The sequence below is a fragment of the Sediminihaliea albiluteola genome (assembly GCF_014077625.1).
GTDB lineage: Bacteria > Pseudomonadota > Gammaproteobacteria > Pseudomonadales > Halieaceae > Sediminihaliea > Sediminihaliea albiluteola.
Genome location: NZ_JACFXU010000013.1, coordinates 696622 through 715574 on the forward strand (window position 1 = coordinate 696622; position 18953 = coordinate 715574).

Annotated in this window: 18 protein-coding genes; 4 read left to right on the top strand and 14 right to left on the bottom strand. The window is 43.7% G+C overall.

Going from position 1 to position 18953, the window contains the following annotated elements:
- Position 1: 1 nt before the first annotated feature.
- The 11 genes from H2508_RS04115 to H2508_RS04165 form a co-directional block, all read right to left on the bottom strand.
- Complete coding sequence (locus H2508_RS04115) at positions 2–1210, bottom strand: glycosyltransferase (RefSeq protein WP_182169104.1); 1209 nt, start codon at positions 1208–1210, stop codon at positions 2–4.
- Positions 1207–2322, bottom strand: a complete 1116-nt coding sequence (locus tag H2508_RS04120; RefSeq protein WP_182169106.1) for a glycosyltransferase — start codon at positions 2320–2322, stop codon at positions 1207–1209. The genes H2508_RS04115 and H2508_RS04120 overlap by 4 nt, the downstream gene beginning before the upstream one ends.
- Positions 2323–3233: 911 nt before the next feature.
- Complete coding sequence (locus H2508_RS04125; RefSeq protein WP_182169108.1) at positions 3234–4073, bottom strand: glycosyltransferase; 840 nt, start codon at positions 4071–4073, stop codon at positions 3234–3236.
- A gap of 14 nt (positions 4074–4087) precedes the next feature.
- Positions 4088–4741 carry a sulfotransferase family 2 domain-containing protein gene (locus H2508_RS04130; protein ID WP_182169110.1) on the bottom strand — a complete coding sequence of 218 codons (654 nt, stop codon included), beginning with the start codon at positions 4739–4741 and terminating at the stop codon, positions 4088–4090.
- A gap of 25 nt (positions 4742–4766) precedes the next feature.
- A complete protein-coding gene (locus H2508_RS04135; protein WP_182169112.1) occupies positions 4767–6050 on the bottom strand; it encodes a flippase in 1284 nt (427 codons plus the stop codon).
- Positions 6051–6408: 358 nt separating this feature from the next.
- A complete protein-coding gene (gene tviB, locus H2508_RS04140) occupies positions 6409–7668 on the bottom strand; it encodes a Vi polysaccharide biosynthesis UDP-N-acetylglucosamine C-6 dehydrogenase TviB (protein ID WP_182169114.1) in 1260 nt (419 codons plus the stop codon).
- Between the two features lie 63 nt (positions 7669–7731).
- Positions 7732–8073, bottom strand: a complete 342-nt coding sequence (locus tag H2508_RS04145) for a MarR family EPS-associated transcriptional regulator (RefSeq protein WP_182169116.1) — start codon at positions 8071–8073, stop codon at positions 7732–7734.
- Positions 8074–8472: 399 nt separating this feature from the next.
- On the bottom strand, positions 8473–8802 hold the full coding sequence (locus H2508_RS04150; protein ID WP_182169118.1) for an H-NS histone family protein: 330 nt from the start codon (positions 8800–8802) through the stop codon (positions 8473–8475).
- 956 nt (positions 8803–9758) lie between these two features.
- Complete coding sequence (locus H2508_RS04155; RefSeq protein WP_182169120.1) at positions 9759–10679, bottom strand: glycosyltransferase family 2 protein; 921 nt, start codon at positions 10677–10679, stop codon at positions 9759–9761.
- A 387-nt stretch (positions 10680–11066) separates the two neighbouring features.
- Positions 11067–12032 carry a glycosyltransferase family 2 protein gene (locus H2508_RS04160; RefSeq protein WP_182169122.1) on the bottom strand — a complete coding sequence of 322 codons (966 nt, stop codon included), beginning with the start codon at positions 12030–12032 and terminating at the stop codon, positions 11067–11069.
- Positions 12033–12096: 64 nt separating this feature from the next.
- The gene (locus H2508_RS04165; protein WP_182169124.1) at positions 12097–13032 is read right to left on the bottom strand and encodes a glycosyltransferase family 2 protein; all 936 of its coding nucleotides are present in this window, start codon (positions 13030–13032) and stop codon (positions 12097–12099) included.
- 310 nt (positions 13033–13342) lie between these two features.
- On the opposite strand from H2508_RS04165, the gene H2508_RS04170 reads away from it, so the two are divergent.
- The 4 genes from H2508_RS04170 to H2508_RS04185 are packed head-to-tail and all read left to right on the top strand — an operon-like array spanning position 13343 to position 15322.
- Positions 13343–14035, top strand: a complete 693-nt coding sequence (locus H2508_RS04170; protein WP_182169126.1) for a glycosyltransferase family 4 protein — start codon at positions 13343–13345, stop codon at positions 14033–14035.
- 54 nt (positions 14036–14089) lie between these two features.
- Complete coding sequence (locus H2508_RS04175; RefSeq protein WP_182169128.1) at positions 14090–14383, top strand: hypothetical protein; 294 nt, start codon at positions 14090–14092, stop codon at positions 14381–14383.
- The gene (gene rfaH, locus H2508_RS04180; RefSeq protein WP_182169130.1) at positions 14380–14880 is read left to right on the top strand and encodes a transcription/translation regulatory transformer protein RfaH; all 501 of its coding nucleotides are present in this window, start codon (positions 14380–14382) and stop codon (positions 14878–14880) included. The genes H2508_RS04175 and rfaH overlap by 4 nt, the downstream gene beginning before the upstream one ends.
- A 4-nt stretch (positions 14881–14884) precedes the next feature.
- Positions 14885–15322: a VanZ family protein gene (locus H2508_RS04185; RefSeq protein WP_182169132.1), complete on the top strand. Its 438-nt coding sequence runs from the start codon at positions 14885–14887 to the stop codon at positions 15320–15322.
- Here H2508_RS04185 and crcB read toward each other — a convergent pair.
- The 3 genes from crcB to H2508_RS04200 all read right to left on the bottom strand — a co-directional run bounded on the left by crcB (position 15303) and on the right by H2508_RS04200 (position 18853).
- Positions 15303–15677, bottom strand: a complete 375-nt coding sequence (crcB, locus tag H2508_RS04190) for a fluoride efflux transporter CrcB (RefSeq protein ID WP_182169134.1) — start codon at positions 15675–15677, stop codon at positions 15303–15305. The genes H2508_RS04185 and crcB overlap by 20 nt on opposite strands.
- Complete coding sequence (locus H2508_RS04195) at positions 15674–17023, bottom strand: replication-associated recombination protein A (RefSeq protein WP_182169136.1); 1350 nt, start codon at positions 17021–17023, stop codon at positions 15674–15676. The genes crcB and H2508_RS04195 overlap by 4 nt, the downstream gene beginning before the upstream one ends.
- A 174-nt stretch (positions 17024–17197) precedes the next feature.
- Complete coding sequence (locus H2508_RS04200; RefSeq protein WP_182169138.1) at positions 17198–18853, bottom strand: FAD-dependent oxidoreductase; 1656 nt, start codon at positions 18851–18853, stop codon at positions 17198–17200.
- Positions 18854–18953 lie beyond the last annotated feature (100 nt).

An 18953-nucleotide genomic window follows, 5' to 3' on the forward strand; every position in this document is an offset into this window, starting at 1 on the left:
GTTAATCCATAGATATATGAGATAAAGCTCTGTGATAGCTGTCAGCGCTGGCTTGTAGGGAAAAATTAGCTTCACCAATTTCACGGCAGTGTTCACGTAAGCTGGCACGATAAGGTAAAACCTGGTCAACGAACCAATTAGCCACACTTCTCAGTTCATGCTCATCCAAAAACTCTAACAAGAAGCCAGCCTTCTTATCTATTGAGTCAGTATCACCTATTCCATTAGTAGCGACCAATGGTAATCCGCATAAAAGATACTCACCAAGTTTAATTGGAGCTACGCCCTGCATAGAAAAGCTAGTCTTTCTAAATGCTAGGCCTAAATCCGCACAAGCAAGATAAGCTGGCACCTCATTTGCAGCGAAACTTTTTATAGTAATGCTTTCAATTAAATGCGACCAATTCTCCAACTCTTGATGAATGATCTCTGGCGAACCAGTTAAAATTAAGAAATGTGCGGTTGGTTGCTTCTCAAGCACAAGCTCGAAAAGATGAAGCATTGCAGTGACGCAATACTGAGGCCCAATAGAGCCAGCATAGACTAAAAGCGGGACATTAATCTCAATACCTAAACTCTCACGCGTACTCGCACGGGTATCCTGCGTTCCCGGATTAAATAATGACATATCTCGACCATTAGTAACTGCATAGAACTTTTCTTGGCTTGTACCTGCACCTGCTCGAGCTAAAAGAATATCAGCAGCTTTTGTAGATCGAACCAGGACTGTATCTGCTCGCCGTACTGCCTGGGCTTCAATATCGCGTAGCAATCTATAGATAGGACCTGAAGGAGAAAGCCCCGCGAAATCGACTCTCTCATCTAATGCTAAACCATCACTATCAAATACAAACTTAGTCTTGAGCCCCCGCAAAGCAAGCAACGTACTTAATGCTGGCAAGTTACTACGGGGTAAGACCATATCAATATTATTCTTAAGAATAGCTTTCCGAATATGACGGCACCCTGTTATTGCGGTGAATAAACTACCTAATGCCACAGGTTTTCTAAGAATTGATATAGACTCATAACTGCAGCCAGCCTCAAGACTTGCTTTTTTTCTTGTTGAAATAATTGTTTTATCAGCCCAAGTAAACTGTAGGACATGAAAGTGGAAACCAACTTCATTTAGCTTCTTAAAAATTGGAAGAAAAAGCCCCTCCAAATAAGATGACTGAGGGCCATCCCAAGTAACAAAAAGAATATTCAACGCTTGACCTTTTCTAGTTCACTTATATAAAGCTTTTCTAGCTCTACCATATATGACGCTGGATCGAAACGATCTTTAACTGACTCACGCCCTCGAATACCAACCTCAATCAATTTACTCCCTGGCAAGCTGGATAGTTTAATTAACTTACTAGCTAGGGTTACTGAATCAGTTTTATCTACTAACCAACCTGTTTCTCCATCGCGGATTATTTCAGGTGCGCCGCCAACAGCAGTGGCAAGCACAGGAACTGCACACCCCATAGCTTCTACTAGAGCTAAACCAAATCCTTCTGAAATGGAGGGCTGCACGTAAAGATGGCACTGACGTACAAAATGTGCAGGATTATCTTGGAAACCATGAAAAATAACTCGTTCACTAAGACCTAGTCCTGATGCTAACTCTATAAGCGGATTTTTCTGGCTACCATCACCAACAAAGCACAATTCAGCATCTGTACCTTCGTTTACTAGAATAGCTAATGCTTCAACTAAAGCTAAAGGGTTTTTTACTGGCTCCAACCGTCCTACAAAACCAATTCTAAACCTACCCGAGGGTATATCTTCCACGCACCGGGCTTCAGGAATAGCGACTGGATTGTAAACTCTTATCGCCTTGTGTACAGGAACTTCGCCAGTTTCAATAAGCCAATTAGTCACTGCATCAGATATACCAACAACTTTATTAGCAAATAGGTAACATAACTTAAATAACAATTTAGCTCTAAAACTATGATTAGGTATGCCTATTTCCTCGCCGATACGGACAGGCACTCCAGCTAGCCAGGCAGCTATTAAGCCATGAAAGTTAGCTTCAGCTCCTCGTGTATGTACAATATCTGGGCGGATCTTTTTGAACTCTCTATATAAAGATAATATGACTTTAGGTGACGGTATCGTAGGCTTCTGATTTAACAAAATCACTTCATTGCCTTCTAGTTTAATTTTTTTTGCGGCATCACCACCTTGATAAACGGCCAGAAATAAATATTTAACTACACTAGTTTGAGAGTTTCGACTAATTATAACAGCACGACTCTCCACCCCGCCAAAATCTAAGGATGTAAAAACGTTATACACTTTAAAATTTTCTTTCATCATATTTTTTAACATTCTGATCTTTGATCCAAGTCAGCCCACTCTACAAGTGTAATATTGGCTGACAGAGGCTTAACGGGATGAGGTGCAGTGAGGGCAGAATTTGAACTGTAAAAGTCGTTTAGCTATATTCTTGTTTTCACCGTGCAGCCAAAGAACATTTTGATAGCTCGCCCAGAGCAATGATTAGATCACTTCGCATATAAACAGTGTCAGAAACTTATTAACCTTCCGCTTTTTTTTGACAGTTTGATTGTAAGAGTTCGACGGGACATTTACACGCGTGTACTAGGTTTGTTGATTTGTGCTATAGTTTTTTATTCCAATTTACCAGCCGCAATACGAACTACGACTACTTGTTCGAGTCGAGATGGCGTTACAGCTTTCTTATGAACTTGAGTTACAGGAGAGCATCTCAGTAAGCCTCTTTGATCTGAGCTCACTGAGTTGCTTCTCGTATTGTTCGGCAATGCCTATAGGATTACACCTCAGTGCGTTTCCCATGTCTGCCACAATATCGCTCACTGAGCTCTCGATCTCAGCATGTGTGAGATCATATTCCCTAGCTATTTTCGGGACAGCTGTCTATCCACGGTAAACTTGCTTTATTAACTCAGCCTTACGCGTTGCTGTCCATCACCTGATTTCAGGATCTTGAATCATTGTAAATCTCCACAATCGTGGCGAATTTACCATGTGCAGTTATTCACTGGGTCGTTACAAGTAACTTAGCCTTACAATTTATCGTCCGTAGATTCATTTTTGGTTGACTCAACATTAATAATAGCGCAACAATCGAAGCAACTAAGTCATGAGCTGTTATTCAATGAATCGCTAAGATCGACCAAAAATGGTTCGTAACTTCTAAACAATTACCTTCTTAAGAAAGTATGTTCTCTGTCGTTAGTGCTTTTTTGTTATTGATGTTAATCTTTATTTAAGAAGTAATTTTCGATAGAATCATAAGCAATATCATTTCCAATTCGTACTAATTTATAATAATTAAGAGGCTTATCAAGAATATGATATTTAAGCCTAGCTAAAACTCCTTTTACAATAGGCCAATTGTAATTTCCTAAACCATCATTGTGGTGAATGAAATTAATTTCTTCTAAAGCGTCAGGTACAACCAAGACTTTTAAAGCACTCAATTTACATATTTTTGAATACCATAGATCGTCTGCAGTTGGTGCTACTTTTAAATAGTCAAAATTATCAATTAATTCATGAGAGAACCAGTTTCTACAAAGAACAGCACCACCACCATATGTAACAATCCAATCACCATCCATCAACTTTTTTTTTGTAACAATAGGCCAAAAAACATATCCCGTCAGCATATTAAGGGAGTTTTTCTTTTGACCCCTCACCCTAGCAGCATGAATAACTTTTTTAGTTGGGTCAAAGTCTTCTAGCAGTTTTCCAAGCCAATTACTTCCATATAAAATATCATCATCAGCAGTAACAATAATATCAGAGCCATAAGCGTTTTTAAGTGTTGGCATAAGTTTACGGTACGGTCCTGTATTTCTTACCCTTCTTATTTCAACCATTTCCTTATGATAGGAGTCAAAACCTTTCGTTAAAATAGAGAGCAATTCGCTGTCGCTGTAGTTGATACCGTCATCTCTTAAATATGGCTCTTCAGAAATATTCAAAACAACCTTGGTGGGTGATACTTCTTGTGTGACCAAAGAAAAAATTGTCGCTCTACACAAAGATAGACGCTTTGAGGTCGTTGTTAATGTTACTATTATACTTCTCACACTAATCCCTTAATTTATAATCTATCTATCAATATATAATCCTGATAGTAAACTTTTTCAATAATTCCAATTGTATCCTCACTAAAACTAGACTCTAACTTAGCAATAGATTTATTCACATGTGGTAATACACTTTTAATACCAAGCTTATCAGCCACAAACTTAAAGTCTTCATCAATATTTTCATAACTTCCTAAAAAATCTACTTTTATATCTCCAGACCAATCACAAAGATACCAACTTTGCGGTCTAAATATATGATGATTTGTCATAAACCCTGAAAGTATCTCCTGCTCCACAAAAGATTCAAAGTTTTTATACTTTCTCAAGTAATTTGCGACGAGCATGTCATCAGCTTGCTTATTACCGCCATTTCGCAAATATGTATATCCTGAAACCAATCTATCGACAGGGTTCCTGATAAAAGAAAATTTATAATATTTATTATATTTATTCGGGTTAGCTGTTTTATAGACCCACCAAGGCAAATGCTTTCTTCCAGCTTCTGGCTCACCCAAAGCATATCGAATAGATGTTCCCGCAGCTTTGGGAATATGTATAAAAATAAACCTCTTAGAATTTGAAGCCTTTGTAAATGGGTAAATTATTTTATTCTGATAAGCATCATTTAATTTAGCATTAATCTTGTTTAGATAACTCAATTTCATTGCCTGCTTCGCTACTTAATCAAAATTATAAAACTAAGGAAATCACATTAAGTCTTATGTAAACTAAATACGACAAAACACAATTCCAGATCAAAACACTTACACTAATACCAATTGCCGCACCTAGAGCCCCATATTGAGGTATCAATAAACCACACAAAATGATGTTAGATAATAAACCAATAATATGACCTTTTAAAGCATCATTAGCGTAACCACTCATCGAAAGCAAATACCCCACAGACCCAAAAAACACATTAATTAATTGAGCAAGAGCTAAGATAATCATTGGATAATAAGACATAGGGGCATAGTCGGCGCCAAATACTATATCGATCAACCTTTCACCTGCTAATATTAGAATGAAGCATATTGGCAAAGCAATACAAAAGGCTCCTCTTGCTGACTGCTTGGCAAGCCTTTGCAATCCATTTCTATCTTTTGACTGAAACGATCGTACAATATGAGGTGCGATTATAATATTGACGAGCGAAAGCGATAAGGCAACAAAGGTTGCACCTCGATCAGCTATTCTTAGGGCAGCTATTTGATCATCCGAACTTAACAAGCCTAAAACAACAATGCCAATCTGTGAATTAAATGTGCCAACCAAAGCCAATAGTGTAAAAGGTATCAAAGCTGGAACCCATGCTTTTAGCTTATATTTCGCCGATGAAAACTTTTTTTCTAATGGTTGTAGACAATAAAAGATCCAACTTGCTATTAAAAATACGACACCAGCAATTAACACTTGGCTCATAATTGCTGTTTTAACATTAAGAAGGTTAAGACTAGATAATATAAAATAAGTGATAATTACTAGAATAGGTTGGATCAACTGGCTTGGGGTTTCTGAAAATATAGGCTTCCCTAAACCCTTAATTGCACCATCTCTAATCGCCCCTAGCCCCTGAAATAAAATCATAAATATTGCAATACTGAGTAGCTTCCATTTATTTTCTTCTGGAATTACACTTGTAGTTGTATTAATTAAAAAGTATAGGCCAATAATGGCTAAGGAAGATATCAATACCCATAAATGTGCTGTATGCAATACACCACGATAGAGTGCCCAGTTTTTTTGGTTCAAATATGCAGCTATCTCTCTTGTTAACAACTGAGGCAAACCGGCTGAAACCGGCAAAACTATGATGGCGACTAACGACATTATAAATGAATATTGACCAAAACTTTCAGGCCCCAACTCACGAGCCAGAATAACACTGGTCATTAAGCTCAATGGGATAGAAAGAAGCCTAACTGCGCCTAACCCAAAAAAGCTTTTAACTAATGAGCTCTTAATAATCAATCTTTTTTCTTCTCAACATCAGCATATAAAAGGCTTATCTTTATAAGTTTCGCGACGTGAATAATTATCTGTAGATCGTTTTCTGCTGATTGTCTAAGTCGATCACATTAAATACAAAATTAATTAAGTCTTACCAGTAGTCATAATTGACAGTTTAAAATGATGTAGATCAGCTAACAAGCCCTGTCAGACTCACGATTTTTATTTAATCCTGCCACTTTTCGACTCTGTTTTAACATAACTTATAAGATACTAAACCGGATAAAACCAGAAAGCTCTATAATTCAGTAGCCGGTTAACTTTGCTTTTAAAACATGTTGGCTATCTTGTAAATTCAAAGCCATCGAATTAATTTCTCTTAAAGCCGAAGGTCAGATGCCTCAGCCGGCAACAGGTACTTTAGGTCGTATAACACGTGATCTGTCCTACCTAAAGCTCGTATACCTACGGCTCCCATCGCTCTGAACTGCTCGTGGGCCACGGCTAATAGGATACCTTCATAAATACCCTGATCTGGCTCTTCGATAAGCTTGATGCCGTATTCCGCTTCCGCGTCTTGCGGATTCGCCCAGGGGACGTACACATCAACTTCAACGTTGTAAGCTCGTAGCTCTTCGATCACATCTACAACTCGAGTGTTGCGCAGATCTGGGCAGTTTTCCTTAAAGGTCAGGCCGAGTACCAATACTCGAGAGCCTTTCACTGGCAACTCTTGGTTTAGCATGGCCTTAACCAGCTCGCTGGCGACAAACTTGCCCATGCCATCGTTAATACGCCGTCCTGCCAAAATTACATCTGGGTGGTAACCAATGGCCTCGGCCTTGTGAGTTAAGTAGTAAGGATCGACCCCAATACAATGACCGCCCACCAGTCCTGGCCTAAAGGGTAGAAAGTTCCACTTAGTGCCTGCAGCTTGAAGCACTTCTTCAGTGTCGATGCCAAGCTTGCTAAAGATCATCGCTAACTCATTTACTAAGGCGATGTTCAAGTCACGCTGAGTATTTTCAATTACTTTAGCCGCCTCAGCCACGCGAATACTGCTGGCCTTGTGGGTGCCAGCAATGACAATACTGGCATAGAGCTGATCTACAGTCTCGGCTACCTCGTGAGTAGAGCCGGCGGTAACCTTCATGATATTAGTCACCCGGTGCACCTTGTCACCTGGGTTGATGCGCTCGGGACTGTAACCGGCAAAGAAGTCTTGGTTGAAGGTAAGGCCAGATACCCGCTCCAGTACCGGCACGCACTCCTCTTCCGTACAACCGGGATAGACCGTGGACTCGTACACCACAATATCGCCCTGCTTAAGTACCTTGCCAATCGTCTCACTCGCCGCGCGTAATGGACGTAAGTCCGGCTGTTTGTGGCGATCGATAGGAGAAGGCACCGTGACGATATAAATAGTTGCCTGACGCAGATCGTCAGGATCTGAGCTAAAACTTAACTGTGATGCTTGGCTAAGTTCATCAGAACTGACTTCCTGAGTGAGATCGTTCCCAGCTTGCAACTGAGCGATACGCTGAGCATTAATATCAAAGCCGATCACCGGCCGCTGCTTACCAAATTCCAAAGCCAGCGGCAGGCCAACATAGCCAAGGCCGATTATTGCTAAAGTCATGTGATGTACTTGCCTTCTTCTAGCTTGTTCTTGTGCAGCATTCGTATAAACGTAGATACAGGCCTAGCCATTACCGCCTGACTGCCCTACTTCCGTCTGCAATGCCTCAATCTCCGCCTTCAGCGCCTCATACTCCGCCAGCTTGCGCTTCAAAAAACGTGCAGTAAGTACAGTCTTAGCCTTTACCCCACTCGGTGTAAGCAGGTAGCTGTACTTCAGCTTATTCGAGTTGCGACTGAAGTTATCCATCTTCACCCAGCCCTTCTGCACCAAAGCCTTCAGGCAATAGTTTAGCCCACCCAAGCTAATACCCAACTCCCGAGCCATCTGCCGCTGGCTGATATCAGGATTATCCTGCAGCAAACGCAGTACCTTCAGGTGCTGTTCAGAGTCAGTGGTGGACATATCAGAGATGAGAATGGGTTCTATTTACTGGCGAAAACCAGATAATCGTGCAGGCTACCGCACAACATGCACTGAGTTAGTGGACGCCGTGTAGTTAAAAATTGTAGCTTGATGGCGCAAAGCAAGGCCCCGCGTTCAAGACCTGAACACTATAATGATGTCGAGCGATTTTACAAGACTTGAGGCGCGCTTGAGGTAAAGTTAAGGGCTTTGGAAGAAAGGCTGCACTTCTCAGGCTAGATTGTGTTTGAGCCTGACAATTTAGTACCCACGGCGTAGCAGCGCGCTCAGTAAGTAGCCCCAAACTGGCGAATAGCGCTGAGCACTATAGATGAAAAGGTGCTTGCCAGAGAGCAAGCACCTTGTGAAGACTCCAATAGAGTTTATGCTGGCTGTGGCTTAGATAAGAAAGCTTTCCAAGCTCTGCCCTTGATCTAACTTCGCCTGAAGCCACAAAGGCTTACGGCCTCGGCCTGCCCAAGTCTCAGAGGGGTTTTCAGGGTTGCGATACTTAGGCTCTACTTTCTGCCGTGGCGATTTAGCTTTGCCACTGGCCTTTTTTAGGCCCATTAACTCTTCAACTGACATACCCACCGAGTCAGCAATTTGCCGAACCTGCTCACGAGCTTCTTCAATTTTAACTTGCCGCTTTTGCTCAACCATAGCAGCCGCCTGGTCCTGCAGTTTTTTAAGCTCTTTAATACTCAGTGATTCAAGATTAATAGTCATAATGCTCCTGGTTAAAGATTGTATTATAAATACGTTAATGAATTATCAATATACTCTACCTGCTTTATACCGAGGCAGTCATTTATTGATAAATGGTTTCAGATTGCTCTGTAATTACGCTAGATAGTATACCAAACGCCTTTGTCGGATGCTTTCATTCTCAGAGACTATAGCTGTTGTAGCTTTTTTACCCGATAACAAAACACAGTAGTCTCCTGCTGTTACCGGGCTTCCGTGCTTAAGGCATCACCTTTGCATTTGGCACCCAATACTCCACTAGCTTTCACATCAAAAGCAGCGCCGTCAACAGCGTCTTCGCCTTAAACCACTCGACGTGAGTAAATAGCTATATTTCAGCTTATTCGAGTTCGACTGAAGCTATCCACCTTTACCAGCCCTTTTGCACCAGGGCCTTCAGGCAATATAGTTCAGCACACCCAAACTAATATCTAACTCCCAACCATCTGCTACGGCTGATATCAAGATTATCCTGCAGCAAGCGCAATACCTTCAGGTACTGTTCAGAGTCAGTGGTGGACATATCAGAAAAAATAAGAATAGATTTATTTTCTGCCCAAAACCATATAATCATGCAGGCTAGCGCAAGATTTGCAGCGCAATTGGCGCAAATCGTGAGGAGAGTTTAATAAGATAGCTGAACTAAAGGCACAGCGTTCAAGAGGTTAGCACTATAAAGATTTTGGGGGGCTATGCATGGTTGGTCTGCCTTGTTTTTGGTAAAGAGAAATGCTTATTAGGTTAAGCAATACAGTCCACCGAGAGTGAACAGACTGCTAAATCATCAAGTGAATAACTGCACCGCCGAAGTATAACTAGCACCAGCAGTTATTCACAGCGTCATTAAACCCATGTCCAATTCACCACTGGGCCACCACAGATATTAAGATATCATGTTTTTTTTAAAAAATTTAAATCAAAGTTATTTTTAAAACTCATCACTGCTTCCCGAAGAGACATATAAAACATTTTCTTATCATATTGGAACAAATTATATAGACGAATAAACCGATTGAATAGGCCACTCTTATAGTGAATGTTTTTTTATGCCTAAACGTTTTTATATCAAACATTACTAAATTCTTTGCTCGCCCAATGTTTCTTTTCTTTTCTTTAACAGCGCAGCCACTTTCGAGATAAAAGTTTAAAGTGCGTAGCACTTCAAGCATATGTTTAGGGTTATCGACGGCTAAAACAAAGTCACTTTTCCTACTAACATTGTTTTCATGAACCCTACAAAACACTAGAGGCTTAGCTAGATATTTAATACTTCCAAGCAAAATTGCTCGTAGAGGGAGAAGTCTATCTTCATTTATAAATTCGGTTGGATAGAGCCATGGCTGGCTAAAGCACTCTTTTCTATATGAGTATGTTGCACCGGTCCCTACTCCACCACCACCCTTTACAATATCAGATAGTGTAATTGATACATTTTTTATCCAACTTCGGTGTATTATTTTTTTATTTCTACAAAACCTATAGCCCTCAGAAAAAACAGCGTATGTATTAATATCATAACATTGCGCTAAACTAGAGACTCTTTGACTTGAGCTAATATCGTCGCCAGCAGCCATCACAATTATATCACCATTGGAAAGGCTAGAGACCTTCTTAATATGGCCACCGATTCCAAGGTTTCTATCATTTTTATTTAAAATAATACGGTGAGGGCCAGCATAACTCTCAACCATCTCTGTCATTACTTCAAAGGTTCTATCGCCTGAACAATCATCCGACAAAATAATTTCTAAGCTGTCATAATCTTGCCCGAGTGCGCCCTCAACTGCTTCCCTGACAAACCTTTCCTGATTGTAAGCGAAAAGAGCAAAGGTGATTAATGGTTTATTGGTACCTAACATAATTTGAATTCTATGGAAATATTAGGTAAACCATACCATATGAATCTAGTCACTGCTTTGCTAAAAAACTTCGAATAAATTATATGCACTGCCCAACTCATGCAACTACTCGATTAACTTCTACTCCACTAAACTTGCTGTGCAATTAGAGATCGTGTCGAATGAGATAGATAACTTGTGACAAAAGCCTTGAACACTGTCTCGGACATAAACTCCCTCGCTGTCCTGCCGATATATTGGTCATTATTTTGATCATTTATTGTTAAATTTTCATCCTAACAAGCAAGACAGGCTTAGCTAAGAGCTTGCCAACATCGTGGCTCTATTATCAATAGAATGTTCTTTAAATTGCAGTATCAACCTAAAGAGGGGGGATTAACTCATTAACTATACATACTTATTTCTATAACCATTAAGGAGTCGATTTCTCGCATCAATAATTTTTTGAGTAAGTCGAAAACCTAAGAGCGCATAAATTAAGCGATATGAGGTGGACCAGTATCTTCTATAGTCCCTGGACAGACCTTTAGCCATGGCTAGATAGCTCTTATAATCCTCCCCTCGCAAATACTGTTTTCCGGCTATCGACCAATACTTTAATGCTAGGGCAGCTTTTACGTCACCTGTACTTTTCTTTGAAAGCTTTTCTTCTGTCATTTCTAGTTTGGTTACTTCATATAAGTGATTATTAAGCGCCCCTTCTCTTTTGATGGATATTCTATCTAGGGATTGGTGGATCCTATAGTTAAACACCGCAAGAGGTTGATGATGAAAAATAAAACCTTCTGATGATAACCTAATGTGTAGGTTCCACTCTTGACTGCTTTGAAACCTAGTATCAAAACCACCAACATGATCAAGCATCGACCTCCGGTGCAGAGGAGTCGATGTCAAAATGTCATTAATTATCAAGTGCGCTGTTTGATCCCCATCACCAATAAAGGTATTTGTATATTTCTTTTTAGCCTCTCTTAATAAATAATAGTCTCCATATACAATATGCTTATCGCTCAAGGCTTCTGACAACTCAACTTGCTTTGAAATCACGTTCGGCTCAAGAAAATCATCCGAATCTAGAAACTTAATATATTTACCGCTACTACTTATAAAGCCTTTATTTCTTGCGCTGCAAGCACCAGAATTAGGCTGCGTATAAAAATAAATAGTTTTAAACTGCTTTAAAATATTAAGAGTTCCATCTGTTGATCCATCATCAACAGCAATGATTTCAATATTTTCATAATCCTGAGAAAGAACACTATCAATACACTCTGATAGATATTTTTCCGAGTTATAACAAGGAATTATTACAGACACCAAAGGTAACTTTGATAGGCTTCTTTTTTGAATCATTAGTTTTAATCAATAAATAGATATCAAGCTTGAGATAAATCTTTTATAAAAACTTAACGAGTTATTAGTCATATCGGCTTAGGTTTCCAAGTTGATAATAAAATTTCACGAGAAACCCCATATGAACACTTAGAAAAAATAGCGCCAACCTCTTATTGAATGACAAACCTTTGCACTTTGTTAATGCCCTATCTCCAGGCTTAAAATCGTTTACACCGTGTTTAGTTAGTTGCAGCAACTCCAAAACCCTTGATTCACGCTTGACCTCGCAAATAAGGGCATCGGGTACCTCGCCACGATACATGTCACATATTATATTGGTAACTTTTTTAACTGAGTTAATAGATTCCAATGAAAATCTTGATGTAGCCGAATTTTTATGCCGTTGGTAAATATATGTAAGCACAGGCGTGAAAGCGATCTTATATGCACCCCGTCTAAACATCTTAGCTAACAATAGCTTATCTTCCATAAAGTTGATACCTGGCTCGAAGTGAATGCTATTGTACAAGTCCTTTTTAATTAGCTTATTCCATAATCCAGCATGATACTTTCCAGTAAGCACTCCCTGGACAAAGCCCTTGTAGGACTCGTCTAAAGGCGCATTGACTATCAAGTCCGATCTTTTGGTACGTTCCAAATAGCTACCAACGACTATATCTGCACCAGCTTCCATCTGCCTACGAACCAAACTCTCGATTGCATTTTCGGGAAGCAAGTCATCAGAATCAGCATGGATTATCAGTTCACCATTTGCAGCATCAACACCTGCCTGCCTTGCCGATGCCACACCAGAGTTTCTTTGCGTTATCAACAAAGCGTTACGGTGGCGCCTCGAGAAATTTACGGCTAAACGTTTAAACTCTTCACGGGAACCGTCATCAACGAGCACCACTTCGATGTTGGAGTATGTTTGGCTTTCAATGCTCTCCAAAAGCTGTGAGAAGCAAGCATCTGGATTATAAAAAGGCACTATTATAGAAACTAATGGAAAGCTCACTTAGCCCATCCAGTGATGAAGAGTTTCGTCACAGCCATTTTTCCTTTGTTCTCTTCTTTGTGGAACCACCTACTGTGGCGCAATCACGATCTGCTGATATTCAGCCATATATGTGCTCTGATTAAAGCTTAAGCTCATCACTATGCTTCTGGACAGATAATACAGCAGGCTTCTATCCAACTAACAAGTCAAGCACCCAACCCTCCAAAAACAGTACATTTCTGTAACTTAAACAATCCACTCGAGCTTGCTATTATTACATGTTGTCCATGTTGTCCATGTTGTCCAACCCATAGCACTGGAGTAAGGCTTGCTTTTCAACCCACCACTACTTGAGCTGCTGGTTCTAGCTGTATTCTTTAGCTATTTCTCCCTCAAAGCTAGCCATGCCTCGGGGCTGCTGGACAATCCAGACCAGCGCAAGCTGCATGACGGCCTGATTCCCTTGGCTGGTGGGCCGGCGATTTTTCTGACCTTTGCTACGGCTGCCCTGCTCTTTGATATGCCCACAGCAACGACTGGCCTGATACTCTACAGCACGGTGTTTGCAGTGGGCCTGTTTGACGACCACTCCAATGCCTCGGCTATCTTACGCCTGATCATTCATTTAGTCTGCGGGGCCTTGATGGCAGTGCTCTGCGGAATAGTCATTACTAACGTGGGCAACCTGCTGGGCTTTGGCAATATCCCCCTGCTGATGTTTGCCGTGCCTCTGACTGCCTTGGCATTTGCGGGGCTGACCAATGCTTACAATATGATTGATGGCGTAGATGGCTTAGCCAGCGGCTTGGCCTTGGTGCCCTTGGCTATTGTGGTGACACTTATCATCCAACACCAGTCGATGATGCCGATGCCTCTGATCGCCTTGGTGATTGCTCTGTTGGTGTTCATGCTATTTAACTTGGGGCCCAATACTAAGCTGCTATCCAAGATGTTCCTCGGTGATAGCGGCAGCAGTCTGCTGGGCTTTATCATCTGCGCAGTGCTAATTTACCAATCCTAGGGCCCAGATGCCCTAATCCGGCCGGTGGCGGCTTTGTGGTTAGCGGCGGTACCCTTGATCGATATGCTCACCACCGTCCTGCTGCGCCTACGGGCAGGCTTGCACCCGATGAAGCCGGATCGCCGGCATTTGCATCACACCCTGATGGATATCGGGCTCAGTGCACGGCAAGTGACTGCCGCCCTGCTTAGCCTGAGCCTAGTGCTTGGGCTATTTGGTATATGGATCAGTGAGATATCAGAAACCCTGTCCATGCTGCTTTACTGCGTTTTGTTCCTTGCTAACTGTATGTATATCTTTAAGACGCGGCGCAGCCTCGATGCTGGCCCAGACAAGGTGCCCGTATGACTTGGCTGGTGGTCTATACCAAGCCACAAAAAGAACAAGTCGCCGAGCATCAGCTCAGCAATCAAGGCTTTAATACCCTGCTGCCAATGATCACCCAGCGCAAGCGAGTGCGGGGTAAGTGGCAGGATGTGCGCGGCGCCCTCTTCCCGCGCTATTTGTTTATTGAGGTAGCTCTTGGCACCCAGTCCATTGCCTCGGTGCGCTCTACCATTGGCGTGGTGGATGTACTACGCTTCGGCCAGCAGCCGGCCACAGTGCCAGATACAGTAATTAACTACCTCCGGCAGCAGCAAGCGGCACTTGAAGCAGGCAGTGAGGCGAATGCTTGGCCGCATAAACCAGGCGACCGAGTAGAAATTTTTGATGGGCCCTTTGCAGGCCTGCAGGGCGTCTATAAGATGGCCAAGAATCAAGACCGCGCAGCACTGTTAATCGAGCTGCTTGGCCGTCAAAATGAAGTTGTGATTGAGCAACAATTTATAGGGCAAGCTGTATAAGCCTATGCGTTTAAAACCTTTACCCCTTGGCTTTTACAAAGTATTAGCCATTCTCTCCCCCTTGGCTATTTTGATTCTGCTAGCCACGCCCGGCGACATCATCTCAGCCGCTATCCGCTGGCTCAGCGACTTACTCTCCCTCAAGCAGGTCGTGAGCAGCTCGCAATTTAGCAACAGCGATAAAGTAGTGCATGCCTTGCTGTTTTTCTTCTGTAGCTATTTTGTGATTCGGGCACAGTTCTTTGACCGCCTACATTGGCGCTGGATTTTTGCACTACTGGTGTTCTACGCCGGCTTTACTGAGCTGCTGCAGTTTCCGATTGCGACCCGCGGCGCCAGTTGGGGGGATTTCGTCGCCGATACCCTGGGCATCGTCCTTGGTATGCTGTGGACCCTAGCGATTCGGCCTAATCAAGTGGTGTTCAAAGCAAGCTCCGCATAAGCCAGAGCCCGCTGCCCGCGGCTAATACGCAAAGCACAGCGCTGGCTAGCATATAGCCCAAGGCGTTAGCGTATTCCCCTGCTTCGATCAGTGTCACCGCCTCCAGTGAGAAGGTAGAGAAGGTGGTAAAGGCGCCGAGAAAGCCCACCATCAACACGCCGCGCCAGTCTGAGTGAATCTGCTGGCGCTCAATAAGCACAAAAATCAAACCAATCGCGAATGAGCCCAGCAGGTTAACGAGCAGCGTACCGATAGGCCAGCGGCCTTCCCAGAGGCTGTGCACCCAGGTGGAGACCAAGTAGCGTGCAGTGGAGCCAGCGGCGCCGCCTAGGGCAATAAACAAAAGATACTTCATGATGGGTAGCGCTTATTGGGGCTTTGGGCATCGAGTTCTTTCAGGTAAGCCAGTTTAGCGCGGATTTTCTGCTCAAGGCCACGCTCGACGGGCTGGTAGTACTGCCGGTCTTGCAGCTCTTCCGGTAAATAGTTTTCCCCGGCGGCATAGGCCTCTGGCTCATCGTGGGCGTAGCGATACTCTGCGCCATAGTTTTCCGCTTTCATCAGTTGAGTCGGTGCATTGCGCAAGTGCAGGGGCACTTCGTAGCTAGGGCTGGCGGCCACTTCAGCGCTAGCTTTGTTGTAAGCTATGTAGACTGCGTTACTTTTGGGGGCGCTGGCCAGGTAAGTGATGGCTTGCGCGATAGCCAGCTCGCCTTCTGGGCTACCTAAGCGTTCCTGTACCTGCCAGGCATCAAGGCACAAGCCCAGCGCCCTTGGGTCGGCATTGCCAATATCCTCACTGGCCATACGCACCACGCGCCGAGCGATATACAGCGGGTCACAGCCGCCATCGAGCATGCGGCAAAACCAATACAAGGCGCCATCGGGTGAGCTGCCGCGTACGGCTTTGTGCAAGGCGCTGATTTGGTCATAGAACAAGTCACCGCCCTTATCGAAGCGGCGCAGTGAAGCCTGTAAGACTTCCGCTAATGTCTCTTCAGTGATCTGACGAGCGCCCTTAGCCTTAGCACCCTCTTCGGGCTCTTCAGCTAAATCGGCAGCAAGCTCCAACAAGTTTAATGCTCGCCTGGCGTCACCATCAGCTTGCTGGGCGATCAAGTGCAGGCAGTCATCATCGGCAGTCGCTGACGGCTCCAGCGCTGCTAGGCCACGGCGCAGCACGCCCAAGAGCTCATCTGCCTCTAGGGAGCGGAGCTTATACACACGCGCCCGGGATAAGAGCGCGTTATTCAGCTCAAAGGAAGGGTTTTCGGTAGTGGCGCCGATAAATATTAAGGTGCCATCTTCGACGTAGGGCAGAAAGGCATCCTGCTGGGATTTATTAAAGCGGTGTACCTCGTCCACAAAGAGCACGGTATCGCGGCCATGGCTTTTGTGTTGCTTGGCCTGAGCAATGGCATCGCGGATTTCTTTAACCCCAGAGAGCACCGCCGAGATTTGCAGAAAATGGGCATCGGCATTGGCCGCAACAATGCGCGCCAAAGTGGTTTTACCCACCCCGGGCGGCCCCCAAAAAACCATCGAGTGCAGCTGGCGCTTGTCGATGGCCTGGCGCAGTGGCTTACCGGGGCCTAGGATATGGGATTGTCCGGCATAGGCTTCGAGATTGTCGGGGCGCAGTCGCGCAGCTAGGGGCTGATAGCCAGCATCGCTTTGCGCGGCAAATAGATCAGTGGTCATGGGTCCTGCAGGCACTTTGCTTCAATTTGCTGGCAAAGGTATCACAAAGGCGCTTTGAGTGACCAAGCATCACAGCAACCAAGACATTCAGTGCGCCATTTACAATTAATCTATTTGGTTGAATTTCTTATTTTTAACCTGATTGGTTTAAACAGGTAAGCCTAAAAAAAGCAACTAGCTCTTTGCCAGACTCTTTCCAGCTATATATGCAAAGGTCATTGCAGGGCCAATGGTGCCACCTCCACCACCATAGAGTGAGCCTGGTGAACCTACTCCAGCACAATTTCCCGATGCATAAAGTCCTTTGATAGGGTTTCCAAATACATCTATCACCTGTGCCTCGCCATTAACGCGGAGGCCACCGCATGTACCTAGATCAGCAGGGCTGATTTCGGCACCGTAAAATGGAGGTTTAGACAATGCACCTAAGGTTCTTTTTGGATCATTGACACCGTAGGTATCATAAAGACTCTCTCCGCGCGTAAAGTCTTCATCAACACCTTTGGTGGCAAATTCGTTGAAGCGCTCTACCGTTTTTTTCAAGCCTTGTTTATCAATCGATAGTTTTTCTGCTAGCTCCTCAAGTGAGTCAGCCTTTATCACCCAGCTTGGTAGAGCCTCATCGACGGTCTTCCCTGCCAACGGATAGTTTTCTCGATATCTTTGATCGAATATATGGTAGGCAGGCAAATTTTGATAGCCGAGCTCCCCCCAATTTTGCCAGCTATGATAAGAACGCCATGTGGAGTCGTAATCTGCCGCCTCGTTGCAAAAACGTTCGCCATAACGGTTGACGGCAATACAGCCTGCATTGCGACGCTCGATTTGAGCATCCAAAGCAATGCCTCCAAGCAATTGACCATTGGCCTGCGCATCGCCTTTGTAGACAGTGATCCCCCACACTTCATTCATATTGCGCAGGTCGGCACCAGCCGCCATGCCCATATGAATGCCATCCCCAGTATTTGTTTCTGCGCCTAATGTGTAAGGTGATGGGCCACGTAAGAAATGCTTCTTCATTTCTGAGTTTCGTTCAAAACCACCGCTGGCCATCAACACGCCATCGCGAGCTGCAATCGTGATCAACTCGCCTTCGTATTCAGCTACTACACCGGTCACTTCACGATGACCTTGTGAGTTTTCTTTAAATAACAAACGCTTGGCGGGTGCCGCGGTTAACAATTGTCCCCCTGCATCTATAAATGCCTGCAATATACTTGTAACAAGCAAGCCACCCGCCATGCTTACACTCGCCTGCACTGGCTCAAGTGAACGCCCTTTAACATTCGAACCTTTCCATTCAGGGTGATAATCAGCGACCTCCCCCATTAATTTTGAGACGCGAAATTTTAGGGAAGTGTTGGCCTCAATAAAATCCACCATATCGGGGCCGTTATCAACAAAAGCGTCAATAATTTCATCACTCGATTGACCTTGTGCTAACTGATTTAAGTATTGCAGAGACATTTCTCGAGAGTCATGCAATCCTTCGCGTTTCATAACACGATTATTGGGTACCCAAAAAACCCCTCCCGACACAACCGTATTCCCACCTGGCGCAGTATTTTTTTCCAATACCAAGACACGCTTGCCGGCCTTTGCTGCAGCCAGCGCAGCCACAAGTCCAGTACCAGAGCCAATGACCACAACATCAACCTCTCGATCCCATTGTTGAGGTCTTGAATACGAGGAGCTAGCAGTTTCAGCCGGCTCATAAGTGCTAGGTGCAGCGACCACCCTCCCTGCACCCAAGGTACTAACAGCGGCAGTTGCCAACAACGAACCTTTGAGAAGGGAGCGCCGATTCATTTGATCATCTTGGTTGGGCATCAAATAACCTCTACTAGCTATTAATTACCTTTACGCCGTTCAAATGGCGAAGTTTGGTTCGCCTATACAACATCTAAACAGGGCTTAAGTTCAAAAAGGA

What these genes read in the sequence shown, in the direction of transcription:
- H2508_RS04130 (WP_182169110.1), bottom strand. Translation starts at nt 4,741, where the DNA reads ATGAAATTGAGTTATCTAAACAAGATTAATGCTAAATTAAATGATGCT.
- tviB (WP_182169114.1), bottom strand. Translation starts at nt 7,668, where the DNA reads ATGACTTTAGCAATAATCGGCCTTGGCTATGTTGGCCTGCCGCTGGCT.
- H2508_RS04145 (WP_182169116.1), bottom strand. Translation starts at nt 8,073, where the DNA reads ATGTCCACCACTGACTCTGAACAGCACCTGAAGGTACTGCGTTTGCTG.
- H2508_RS04185 (WP_182169132.1), top strand. Translation starts at nt 14,885, where the DNA reads ATGCGTTTAAAACCTTTACCCCTTGGCTTTTACAAAGTATTAGCCATT.
- crcB (WP_182169134.1), bottom strand. Translation starts at nt 15,677, where the DNA reads ATGAAGTATCTTTTGTTTATTGCCCTAGGCGGCGCCGCTGGCTCCACT.
- H2508_RS04200 (WP_182169138.1), bottom strand. Translation starts at nt 18,853, where the DNA reads ATGCCCAACCAAGATGATCAAATGAATCGGCGCTCCCTTCTCAAAGGT.
- H2508_RS04160 (WP_182169122.1), bottom strand. Translation starts at nt 12,032, where the DNA reads ATGATTCAAAAAAGAAGCCTATCAAAGTTACCTTTGGTGTCTGTAATA.
- H2508_RS04195 (WP_182169136.1), bottom strand. Translation starts at nt 17,023, where the DNA reads ATGACCACTGATCTATTTGCCGCGCAAAGCGATGCTGGCTATCAGCCC.
- H2508_RS04120 (WP_182169106.1), bottom strand. Translation starts at nt 2,322, where the DNA reads ATGTTAAAAAATATGATGAAAGAAAATTTTAAAGTGTATAACGTTTTT.
- rfaH (WP_182169130.1), top strand. Translation starts at nt 14,380, where the DNA reads ATGACTTGGCTGGTGGTCTATACCAAGCCACAAAAAGAACAAGTCGCC.
- H2508_RS04155 (WP_182169120.1), bottom strand. Translation starts at nt 10,679, where the DNA reads ATGTTAGGTACCAATAAACCATTAATCACCTTTGCTCTTTTCGCTTAC.
- H2508_RS04150 (WP_182169118.1), bottom strand. Translation starts at nt 8,802, where the DNA reads ATGACTATTAATCTTGAATCACTGAGTATTAAAGAGCTTAAAAAACTG.